This window comes from Corynebacterium intestinale (assembly GCF_023574125.1).
Classification (GTDB): domain Bacteria; phylum Actinomycetota; class Actinomycetes; order Mycobacteriales; family Mycobacteriaceae; genus Corynebacterium; species Corynebacterium hesseae.
Map to the genome: position 1 here is coordinate 620,155 of NZ_JAMKFF010000001.1, position 10,950 is coordinate 631,104.

Genomic DNA, 10,950 nt, shown 5'->3' on the forward strand with positions numbered 1-10,950 from the left:
TATCCTTTTCATTAGGTTGAAGTCGTGACGATTCTAGGCGCTCTTAGGCGCGTGGATGGGCAGTGCGCCACACTTCGCGGAGTGAATCCGCAGTGACGTGGGTATAAATCTGTGTCGTCGTCACGGAAGAATGCCCCAAGAGCTCCTGTACGGTACGCACATCAGCCCCGCCCTCGAGCAGATGGGTGGCAAATGAGTGACGCAGTGTGTGCGGAGAAATTTTGGTACTCAGGTGGGCGCGCTGCGCTGCGGTCTTGATCACGGCCCAGGCGCTTTGCCGCGATAAAGACTTGCCCCGAGTGTTGAGGAACAGGGCGTGAGAGGCTCCCGTAGCCAGCACTGGGCGGGCACGCACTAGGTAGTTCTCCACCGCTGTCACCGCATGTGAACCCAGCGGAACTAGCCGTTGCTTATCGCCCTTGCCGCTCAACAACACAATGTCACGAACTGAAGCACTCCCCTCACCCGTCACATCGTCCACATTTAGCGCGATGATTTCGGAGATACGTGCGCCCGTACCATACAGCATCTCCAATAGAGCGCGATCTCGGATATCAATGGGCGTTGCAGCATCACCGCTAGGGATGGCATCGAGGAGTGCCTCCACATCCTCCACGCTGAGAGTCTCCGGCAGCGGTTGCGCCCGCTTGGGTGGGGAAACCTCCGCCGCGACATCTTCCTCAATCATCCCCTCGGCCAGGGCAAACTTATGCAGTCCTCGAGCGACAACCAAAGCGCGACTAGCAGAGGACTGCGCAAGACTCTTACGCAAGTAAACGAGGTAGTTCTCCACGTGCGAGCGGGTTACGTGGCGCAAATCCGTGATCCCAGATTCCGCAAGCCAATTGACGTAACGGTTAATGTCTCGACGGTAATTGCTTACCGTATTCTTCGAGGCACCTTTTTCCACCATGAGGTGCATCAACCAAGCTTGTCCGGCGGCTGCGGCGGGGTTAGAGGGCGTCACAGCTGCTTAAGATCCGAACCCGGGCGCCGGTGAGCGATCGATTCCGGGCGCAGCTCGAAAGGAGAGTCAACTGAGCGCGGGGTGGCGTCCCCACGCACGCAGACATAAGCCGCAAGGATTCCTGCCACCGCAATGGAGTTCACAATCTCCCCCACCAGGATGCGCTCGACAGCCTCCGCAAGGGGAACCCACGCAAAGCCCATGTCTGCTTCTTCGTCGCCTTCGGCGTTGAGTTTGGGCACGCTCGACAGGCCTCGCGCCAAGAACACGCGCACGGCTTCCTCGCAGAATCCCGGGGAGGTCACCAGATCAGTCAACACTGCCCATTCCTCGGCGGCCAGGCCGGCCTCTTCCTGGAGCTCGCGTTGCGCGCCACTGAGCTCGTCTTCGCCCTTCACATCGAGCAAGCCGGCCGGCAGCTCCCACAGGCGCTTGCCGACGCTATGCCGGTACTGCTCCACCATGGCGATACGGTTGTTCTCATCCAACGCTACAACGGCCACAGCACCAAGGTGCTCGACAACTTCTCGCTGAGCAACAACCTCCCCCGGCATGACGACATCATCGCGGCGGACGGCGATGATGGGGGCGTCGACAAGCAGCTCGGTTCCCACCGTACGAAAATGGTGTGACATCTAGAGATCCTTCGGCAGCGCCGGCGCTGCGCTGTCAGCATTCGCCGCAGAACCATACACACCGTGGCCACCATCGAGTTGTTCCTTCACGGCTAAAACGCTGGCCATCTGGGACACCGGGTGATCAATGGAGTCCACGGTGCTGATCTTCGTCTTGTCGGCTCGGAGTTTATCCAAGACGCCGTCGTCACCGGCGGATTCCACGCGCCCGGCATAAACCATCGCGGTATCCACCGAATCAAAACCTTCTAGGAAGTTGACCGTCGTATCAATGGCATACTTCGCAGCAGCGCTGTCGTCTTCCTCTCCCGGGGTCATGCCTCCACCCACGACGACCACGGCCTGAGCAGGAAGAATAGTGCCATCCTTGTAGTCGATGTAGCCGGCATCGCGCAGAGCCCGCAAAAGGGTCGCGCGATCATCAACTGATGCAAGCGGCTCGGTGGTCTCAGCATCCATCATCAACCCCGCCGCAAGTGCCTGACCAGCATGTGTGCCGGCATCAATCTTCTTTTTATCGAGCTTCGCTCCCGCCGGCAATGTGGTGGTAACGAGGGACAAAAGCTTGTCCGCGGATTCTTGGGCTACAAACTTCTCAGTCAGCTTGATGCTTCCTGCATCGGTGGAATCTGCAGAACCCAGCAAATCCTTGACGGCCTTGACGTCGGCGTCGTCGGCGTCGGGCATACTCACGACCATGACCGGGCGCTGCGCCAAGGAACCATCTACCACGTATCGGCCGAGATCTCCCATAACGGAATCAGCAGAGTCTAGCTGGGCCTCCGCGATGTTATTGTCAAGAACCAGCTTTCCGTACTTCTCGCGCACCTCACTGGTCGATTCACCCCCGGGACCCGATCCGGAATCCATATTTGGAGCAATCACCAGCGTGCCCAACGCAATGCCAAGGGCTGCGCCGAAACCGAGGCCGGTGATAATGAGGGACTTAGGCGACATCATTACTTAAACCACTCCTGCACGCTTAACGCGAAGTTATTCCAGGTATCGATCAGGTTCTGGAGGAAGGATTCATCGCCGCCCAAGCCGACGATCAAAATAACGACGGCAAGTGCTACGAGGATGCCAAGCAGCGCCCACAGCCATCCCATAGCTCCGGAATTTGGCGCGGAATAAAGGTTGATAACAGCGTCCGCATCCACCAGGCGCGTGCCCGCCTTCATGTGGCACAGCAAAGCCGCGGGCGTAGCATTCGGCTCGTTAGCAAAGATGTCGTCGAGGTCGAGGGATCCGCCAACCTGAACAATCATCTGAGCCTCGTGGTAGTCCGCAAGCAACAGCGCGAGATCGGTAGCTGAATCCGTAGCGGCAGGGAAGGTCATCGCACCAATCCCCAAATCCTGAATGCGCTCGAGCCCGTCAGCAGTGCCGTCCGGCTCGGCGGGGAGAATAACCTGGGCACCGCTGCGCAGGGTTTCCGAGCTCACCTCGGAAGGGTTACCCACGATGAAGTGAGGCTGGTATCCCAGCTCAACCAGGGTGTCCGCGGCAGCGTCCACGCCGATAATGATGGGTTCATACTCGCGGATAAAGTTGCGCAGGAGCGTCAGCTTCTTGCGGTGTTCCTCAGTGGGCGAGACCACGAGAACTTTGCGCCCGGCCATGACGGACCCTGCATCGGGAACACCCAGGCCATCGATGAGTAGCGGACCTTCGGAATGAATGAACTCAATGGAGTTACCGAAATATGCCTCCATATGATCGATGAGTTCCTGCTGGGCAGAAGCAAAATTCTTTTCCGCCCGGTCGCGGGTAACCACCGTTCCCGAAGAAAGCTGGGTATCGCCCGCAAAAATGGCGCCGTCTTCGGTCAGACGCGCCTTCTTTCCATCCTTGAAATTGTCCACAAAATCTTGGCCTACGCCCTCGATGAGGGTGACATCGGCGTCGAGAAGCATGTGGGGTCCATAATTCGGGATAGAACCAGTGGAGAACTCCGCGACGTTGATCACGGCGGCCGGCTTCATATCCACGAGGGTCTGGGCCTCTTGGCGGGAGATATTGGCGGCGTTGATGACTGCGAAGTCACCAGCGCTAAACTTCTTCATGCCCTTGCCACCCGGGGTGCAATCACGCAGCGCGCCGTGTTCTCCAGGCAGATCGGTATTACGGGAAAACAGACTCATGTCTGACAGTTTCCCCTGTTAGGGGCTCAAGGTGTGGAAGGCGCGCGGAAAGTCTCGACTTCTGCTTGAGCCCTATCGAAGAGCTCTTGTGCATGCGCGCGGCCCGTCTCGGTGTCATCGAGGCCAGCGAGCATACGCGCGAGCTCCTCAACGCGCTCCTCGGCGGTCAGATCCGCAACACCCGACGTGAATTTCTCCTTCGACACGTGCAAGTGTGAGTCCGCATAGGCGGCCACTTGCGGCAGGTGTGTGACACAAATGACCTGGTTGGTGGTGGACAGCCGCGCTAGACGACGCCCAATCTCCACCGCCGCGCGGCCACCGACGCCGGCATCCACCTCGTCGAAGACCAAGGTGGTCCCGTCGCCGCTGGCCAAAACTACCTCCATGGCCAGCATGACGCGCGAGAGCTCACCGCCCGAGGCCGCGGAAGCCAAGGGCTTGCCGTTGAGTTGAAATTCGACCTCATCCGCGCCGGACTTGGAGTACTTCGTCTTCTTGACGGCGGCCGTCAAGGTGGAGTTCGGCATGGCCAGGCCATGAATTTCTTCGGTGACCTGAGCCCCGAGCTTCTTCGCGGCCTTGGTACGGGCGGCAGTGAGCTTTTCGGCTTTGGACACCATCGTCTTTTCGGCCTCCATTACCTCTTTCTTTAAGGCCTCAAGGGCCTCGGTAGAGGTATCCAACGTAGCGAGTTTGGCCTCAGCGGCATCCCGCCAGGCCAGGACTCCATCGATATCAGCAGCATATTTGCGGGTAAGCCGCTTGAGCTCCTGTTGGCGCTGTAGGGATTCCTCGAGGAGGTTGGGATCGGCGGGTAGATCGCTCAAATACGTCGTGAGGTCGGCAGCGATGTCGGTCAGCTGCGCGGTGACTTCGCTAACGCGCTCCCCTAGGCGAGCGAGCTCGGTATCACTTGCCCCAGCGAGTGCTGATTCGGCGGCGCCGACAAGATTGACGGCGGTGTCCTCATCCCCAAATCCTTCGCCCCCATCCAGAGCACTGAGAGCGGTGGCTGCGCCCTCACGCAAAGCATCAACATCTTGCAAGCGCTTAATAAGGGTCACGAGTTCGGCATCTTCGCCTGGTTGCGGATCGAGCTCGGAGATCTCCTTAATAGCGAACTGCAACCTGTCAACTTCCTGTGCCATCTCGCGCCGTGATTCCGTACGACGCTGATAGTCCTTAGCCAACGCGCGCCAGTGGCTAAACGCATCGGTATATGCGGTGCGAACCTTGTCAATCGCAGGTTCAAAGCGATCGATCGCTGCCAATTGTTGATCGGCAGATAGCAAACGCAGCTGGTCGTTCTGACCGTGCACAGTAATCAGGTGGGAGGCGAACTCCCCCAATGTCGCCGCCGGCACTGAACGCCCACCCAAGTAGGCGCGTGAGCGTCCCGCCGCCGACACCGTACGGGAGGCAATGAACTCGCCGTTTTCATCTGGCTCCCCGCCTGATTCTTCGACTACCTTCGCTACGGCAGGAGAACTGGAGGAAAAATGCCCTTCTACGGCTGCTTTGGCGGCGCCATCGCGCACACGTGATGCATCCGCGCGACCGCCGGCGAGAAGGCGCAGGCCGGTTACCACCATGGTCTTACCAGCGCCGGTTTCGCCGGTGAGCACGGTGAGTCCTGGCGATAGTTCCGCTGCGGAGCTTTCAATCACGCCGAGGTCAGAGATGCTGATATCAACGAGCACGGTGAGCTATCTTCCTTCCTGAATACGCACTAAACAACCTAGTGACGCGGCCCGCGCCAACCTTCCACGGGGAGGCGCAGCTTGGACACCAGACGATCAGTGAACGGCTGCTGATCTAGACGTACCCAGCGCACCGGCCTTTCACCGCGAACGACCTCCACGCGCGAACCTGGAGGCATCGAGACTTCCCGGAATCCGTCAAGGATGACCACGGCCGGAGTCGTCGCCGACGCCGATTCCACCGCGACTTGCGAATCCGGAGACACCACGAGCGGTTTGGTAAACAAGGCATGCGCGTTGTTTGGCACAACCAGGATGGCATCAAGAGAAGGCCACAGAACTGGCCCGCCGGCGGAGAAGGCATAGGCCGTGGATCCAGTCGGAGTGGAGATGAGCACGCCATCGCAACCAAAAGCAGATACTGGGCGCCCATCCACCTCGAGGATGGCATCCAGTACTCCCGAGCGGTTGAGATTCTCAATCGACGCCTCATTGAGCGCCCAGCTACGCTCACGCAGTTTCCCATCAGCATCGAACACGGTGACGTCGATAGTAAGCCGGTCTTCGACCTCATAGGATTGCTCGATAACTCGTACTAACGCACGGTCGAGTGACTCCGCTTCCCACTCGGCGAGGAAGCCGACGTGGCCCAGGTTTATTCCAAGCACGGGAACATCGACGGCGCGCGCCATATCTGCCGCGCGCAAAAATGTGCCATCGCCACCAAGAACCAGCACCAATTCACAACCTTCGGCAGCAGCTGGCGTATGCCGAACATGCTGCAGGCCCGGAAGGACGGTATCCGCTGCGCACACGCGCACCTTGATGCCTGCCTCCTGGAGCAGCTCCGCCGCGCGATGCGTAGCGGCAAGATTATCCGCGCGGCTCGCGTGCGGAACAAGAAGAATTTCGCGGCGGTTGGTGCCCTCCGCGGCGACACTGCTGCTCACTGGGGTCCTTCCTTGATAGCCGTCTCGATCATTGCATCAAGCCTATCTTCCGGGGTGAACAATCCATCCTTGACCAACCAGAGGAAATACTCAACATTGCCGCTTGGTCCAGGTAACGGCGATGCCGCCACGCCTTTCACGCTGAGCCCGAGCCCCTGAGCGAAGATAGCGACATCCTTGGTTACTTCCGCCCGTAGCTCAGGAGAGCGCACCACGCCACCGGACCCTATCCGGTCTTTGCCCACCTCAAACTGTGGTTTGACCATGGGCAATAGCCACGCGTCATCAGCCATGCACGATGCAATCGCTGGCAGTACAAGCTTCAGGGAAATAAACGATAGGTCACCAACCATGGCGTCGCAGGGACCATTCGTGTGCTCAAGTGTCAGGTGGCGAATGTTGGTGCGGTCAAGCACCGTAACCCGTTCGTCATTCTGCAAACGCCACAACAACTGCCCGTAGCCCACATCGACAGATAGCACCTCCGCGGCACCGCGGCGCAGGCACACATCGGTAAAGCCGCCAGTCGACGCCCCCGCATCCAACACTCGCTTTCCCCTAAGGTCGACATCGAAAGCCTCGAGAGCGCCAAGGAGCTTGTGCGCGCCACGCGAAGCCCAATCATCCCCCTCGCTGGCTTCAACCTTGATAGACACCTCAGGCTCTACTACCGTTGCGGGCTTCATCGCTTTGAAGCCCCCGACGGTCACGCGGCCGGCCTTAATCATCTCAACGGCTTGTTCCCGTGAGCGCGCAATCTTTCGGCGCACTAGCTCCGCGTCGAGACGGCGTCGTTGCGGTGGCATGAAAAGCTCCTCTTCCCTTAGAATCCTCGACGGTCAGCGCTAATTGTCTTGGAGCGCATCCCGCAGCACAGTATGAGCGCGATCCAGCTGAGCAAGTTCTTGTTCAAGGCTCTCAGCTGGTTCACTGAGAATCTCCGCGAGCGACGCATCCAGCTTCTCGGGAGCCAAAACCGCGCGCGGATCATGAGGCTTTACCGCCATGTAGACACAACCCTCTCCGCGGCTTCACTCCGTGGCTGAATGTAGCGAGGCGGCTCATTACCGGCCCAAGCAACTTCGAGGACGGTACGCAACGCCTCGATCGACGTCGATTTCTCGTTCCCGCCTTGAAGAACAATGTCGTAGCCGTCAAACCGTGCCCGGAACCCTCCCTGGGAACCTGGGCGCGCCTGTGCGGCCGACAAGGAGAGCTCGTGGAATCCTGCACCAATGAAATCAGGGCGTTCCTCCGCAGTAGCTTCTATGAGAGCAAGCTCCCGGGACACACCTGTTAGAACGTGGAAGGTATCCATTGCAGCGTTGTTGCCGCCAACAATGTCGGTGTCAAGGCGGTCCCCTACAGCTAGAGGCTTCGTCGAGCCCACGAGCTTAGCTGCTTGAGTGAACATAGCGGGTTCCGGCTTACCTGCCGAAATGGGTTCTACGCCGGTAGTAGAAACGATAGCTGCGACTAGCGAGCCGTTGCCCACAGCCATTCCGCGCTCCGTCGGAAGAGACGTATCCAGGTTGGAGGCAAAGAACTTTGCGCCGTGATTAATTGCCAACGCGCCTTCGGAGAGCTGCTCCCAGCCCACCGACTTATCCATACCTTGCAGGACCGCGGCGGGCTTATCGTCGGCACTGTGCACAACATCAAAGCCCGCCTCACGCGCCAGTGAACGAAATGAGTCCGCGCCGATGACGAGCACTTTCGCGCCTGCCGGAAGTTCTTCACGAGCGATCTTGACCACGGCTTGCGCTGAGGTAACAACGTGTTGCGCATCCGTCTCCAAGCCGATCTCGCCGAGCATACCGGCTACGGTTTGAGGGCTTCGGGATGCATTGTTCGTGACATAAACTGCAGGAATACCGCAGGAATTGACCACGTCGACGACGCACTGAAGAGCCTGTCCGCCCTCCCATACTGTTCCGTCGAGATCGAGGAGCAATGAATCATGGGTTTTGAGAATACTCATTATTTGCACTCGGCCAGACGCTCTGCAGCGTCGGTCCAGTCTCCTTCATCGATGTCAATCGCGTGCTGGAACCACTCCCGGGCCTCTTCCTTGCGGCCAGCCTCCAACAAAGCATTGGCATAGGCGTAGGAAAGGCGGCATGCCGAGAATCCCGTGGAATCCTTAGAAGGCTTTGCGCGTTGGATGGTAACTACGGCTGAATCTGCCTGCCCCATGTCCAATCGCGCCCCTGCAGCAACGATAGCCAACTCGATCGCATCCTCCGCCGCGAGTTCCTTAGCCTCCTCGCCCCGCCACAAATCAACAGCCTTTTCTGGGCGCCCGAGGCCTCGCTCGCAATCAGCCATGACCGCGAGCAGCCCAGGGCCACCGGAAATGCGGCGCGCTGCACGCAGCTCCGCAAGGGCTTCCTTCCACTCTCCAGCCCTATATGCAGCGATTCCGTTCATTTCACGGACGACTGATACACGTCCGGCACGGTCTTTGGCAGCACGTGCATGGCGTAGCGACAGTTGGGGGTCGTCCTCAAGCCACGTTGCCGCCATGATGAGGTGTTTAGCAACGGCTTCGGAGTTTTCCTTGGAGAGCGACGAAAGATCCTGAAGTACCGAAGGATCAAGATCCGTAATGTCGATATCAGATGGCAGGTCTGGATCTGTCATACGACGACTGATGCGCTCCTCACGGTAGCCTGAACGCTGTGGGTGCGAGACCTTATTTTTGCCGCCGCCATGCCCATTGCGGTCGTTGCGGCGAGGTTTAGCGCCTGCGCGGCCACCTCGGCGGTCGTCTCGGCGATCACCGCGACGCTCTTCTCGACGCCCCGCTGCGCCGCCGTGCTTCTCAAACTTGCGGCCCCCAGAGCCGTAGTGCCCACGGTTGCCTTCTGCGGAACCTTCGCGGCCACGGCCGTGGTTACGGGAGTTGGATTCAGACATTAAAGCCATGCACTTTCTGCGGTAGACGTGTCCGTATGTACCGAACCAGTCTACAGGTCACGGCCCCAGAAACGGCAATACGAACCAACTGCTAGTGAAGTGCCCCACAACCTACGGTCCCAGTTCGGCGACTAGACACTATTCGGCGGCCAGGCAACCTCACCCAAACGCCACTCATCACGCACGCACTCTAATCCCGCAGCCACCTGCGAAGAGCTAAGTCCATGCTCTACGCTTCCGTGCTCCAATGGCATACCACGGACGACTGCCCAAAAGGTCCAACCGTTGTTGCACATGGCGTTAAGACGAATCCTTTCGGCATCCCGGGTCATGGCTACGCCCTGCATACCCATCCGGTTTGGGCTAACTCCTTCGACGCGCACTTCAATGCAACGGGAATCTGCATTTGGCGCGAGAACAAGACCCTTCGTCGCATACAGGTAGTGCTTCTTTCCCGTTCGGGGGTGCCCTTCACTACAGAAGAAACTGCCCAAGAGCACAGGGTAGAAGTCAATCCAACCATTGTTCCAGGCGAGGCGAATTCGACGCGCAAACACCCAATGACGCGCGACAACACATAAGTGACAACACAACAACGCACCAAGAAGCAACGCGAACAGCCACGAGATTTCAAAGCCATTTAGCAGCAGAGCGAAGAGGAAAATACAGGCTGAGGCCACGACCATAATGACTAAGAACAGTAAACCGCCCAGCCCATCACGTACCTGCGGTATAGGCCCCTTCGACAAAAATGCATCGAGAAACCTGGGAGAGGAAGGATTGCCATTCTGTGTGCTAAAGCGCACGGACTTCAGGTCCTTGAGGAAGGCCGCGTTGTAGGAATGAGAGAACGTAGCTGACGTTTGGGTGAACCGCATCGCGTACTCCTTACTTTCCCGCCAAGGCACTGATATGAAGGATTCTAAAAAGCCGATACGCTCAAGGCGCGGTGCAAGAAGCATCTTCTCTACTGCATGAGCCTTTGGTCGAACGTCTCACTCCTCCATCTGAATGGATATATGCTCCGGAATCTTGAAGCTGGGCTGGCGTGTTTGTGTGTGGCCATTAGTGCAGACCGGGAAGTGCATTCACCCCTTGACAGCACGCAGTCGCCGATCCTGGTTCCTTGGCACTTGACGACGCCTACCTGCAGGTCTGTATTTTCAGGTTTGTACTTGTAGGTTGTATGCGAAAACGACGAGGAAGCCCGTCACCGTTGAGTTGTTGCTCTTGGTGGCGGGCTTGTTGTATTGAGTTGTTTGTTGTTGTTTGGTGTCGGCGGTTTCTTACTCTCCCACAACCTCCCGGTTGCAGTACCATCAGCGTTAGCAGGCTTAGCTTCCGGGTTCGGAATGGGTACCGGGCGTTTCCCTGCTGCTATAGGCCACCGACAAACACTCGGGGCAACGTCTGGTTGCTGGTGTTGTGTCAGATACTGTGTAGTGGACGCGAACACGGCAGTGTGATTATTTTACTGTTGTGTTTGTTGTTGACACGCCCTAAAGAATGGGTGTGTGTGTTTGTTTTGGTCTATTAGTACCAGTAGCCTTCACACCTTGCGGTGCGTCCAGGTCTGGCCTATCAACCCCATCGTCTTTGGGGGACCTCAAATGAAACCTCATCTTAAAACAG

11 protein-coding genes and 2 rRNA genes are annotated in these 10,950 nt (G+C 58.3%); all 13 read right to left on the reverse strand.

The genetic code is table 11. The features are described from left to right. Positions 1–43 precede the first annotated feature (43 nt). A complete protein-coding gene (xerD, locus tag M5J06_RS02855) occupies positions 44–922 on the reverse strand; it encodes a site-specific tyrosine recombinase XerD (protein WP_070532589.1) in 879 nt (292 codons plus the stop codon). A 41-nt stretch (positions 923–963) separates the two neighbouring features. Beyond that, a complete protein-coding gene (locus tag M5J06_RS02860; protein WP_250223909.1) occupies positions 964–1,602 on the reverse strand; it encodes an NUDIX domain-containing protein in 639 nt (212 codons plus the stop codon). Further along, complete coding sequence (locus tag M5J06_RS02865; RefSeq protein WP_070524790.1) at positions 1,603–2,562, reverse strand: copper transporter; 960 nt, start codon at positions 2,560–2,562, stop codon at positions 1,603–1,605. Continuing rightward, entirely contained in the window at positions 2,562–3,746 is a 1,185-nt protein-coding gene (steA, locus tag M5J06_RS02870; RefSeq protein ID WP_070524788.1) for a putative cytokinetic ring protein SteA, read from the reverse strand. Before steA ends, M5J06_RS02865 begins: the two co-directional genes overlap by 1 nt. Positions 3,747–3,772: 26 nt before the next feature. Then, the gene (gene recN, locus M5J06_RS02875) at positions 3,773–5,449 is read right to left on the reverse strand and encodes a DNA repair protein RecN (protein WP_250223911.1); all 1,677 of its coding nucleotides are present in this window, start codon (positions 5,447–5,449) and stop codon (positions 3,773–3,775) included. 38 nt (positions 5,450–5,487) lie between these two features. Beyond that, positions 5,488–6,399, reverse strand: coding sequence for an NAD kinase (locus M5J06_RS02880; RefSeq protein ID WP_250223912.1), 912 nt, complete (start codon positions 6,397–6,399; stop codon positions 5,488–5,490). Continuing rightward, positions 6,396–7,205: a TlyA family RNA methyltransferase gene (locus M5J06_RS02885; RefSeq protein ID WP_250223913.1), complete on the reverse strand. Its 810-nt coding sequence runs from the start codon at positions 7,203–7,205 to the stop codon at positions 6,396–6,398. The genes M5J06_RS02880 and M5J06_RS02885 overlap by 4 nt, the downstream gene beginning before the upstream one ends. A gap of 39 nt (positions 7,206–7,244) precedes the next feature. Further along, the gene (locus M5J06_RS02890) at positions 7,245–7,406 is read right to left on the reverse strand and encodes a hypothetical protein (protein ID WP_250223914.1); all 162 of its coding nucleotides are present in this window, start codon (positions 7,404–7,406) and stop codon (positions 7,245–7,247) included. Further along, positions 7,397–8,380, reverse strand: a complete 984-nt coding sequence (locus M5J06_RS02895; RefSeq protein ID WP_250223915.1) for an HAD-IIA family hydrolase — start codon at positions 8,378–8,380, stop codon at positions 7,397–7,399. The genes M5J06_RS02890 and M5J06_RS02895 overlap by 10 nt, the downstream gene beginning before the upstream one ends. Then, entirely contained in the window at positions 8,380–9,318 is a 939-nt protein-coding gene (locus tag M5J06_RS02900; protein WP_070685034.1) for a tetratricopeptide repeat protein, read from the reverse strand. The genes M5J06_RS02895 and M5J06_RS02900 overlap by 1 nt, the downstream gene beginning before the upstream one ends. Positions 9,319–9,449: 131 nt before the next feature. Further along, a complete protein-coding gene (locus M5J06_RS02905) occupies positions 9,450–10,280 on the reverse strand; it encodes a hypothetical protein (protein WP_250223916.1) in 831 nt (276 codons plus the stop codon). A 311-nt stretch (positions 10,281–10,591) separates the two neighbouring features. After that, a 5S ribosomal RNA gene (gene rrf / locus M5J06_RS02910) occupies positions 10,592–10,710 on the reverse strand. Positions 10,711–10,830: 120 nt separating this feature from the next. Beyond that, a 23S ribosomal RNA gene (locus M5J06_RS02915) occupies positions 10,831–10,950 on the reverse strand; the annotation flags it as partial.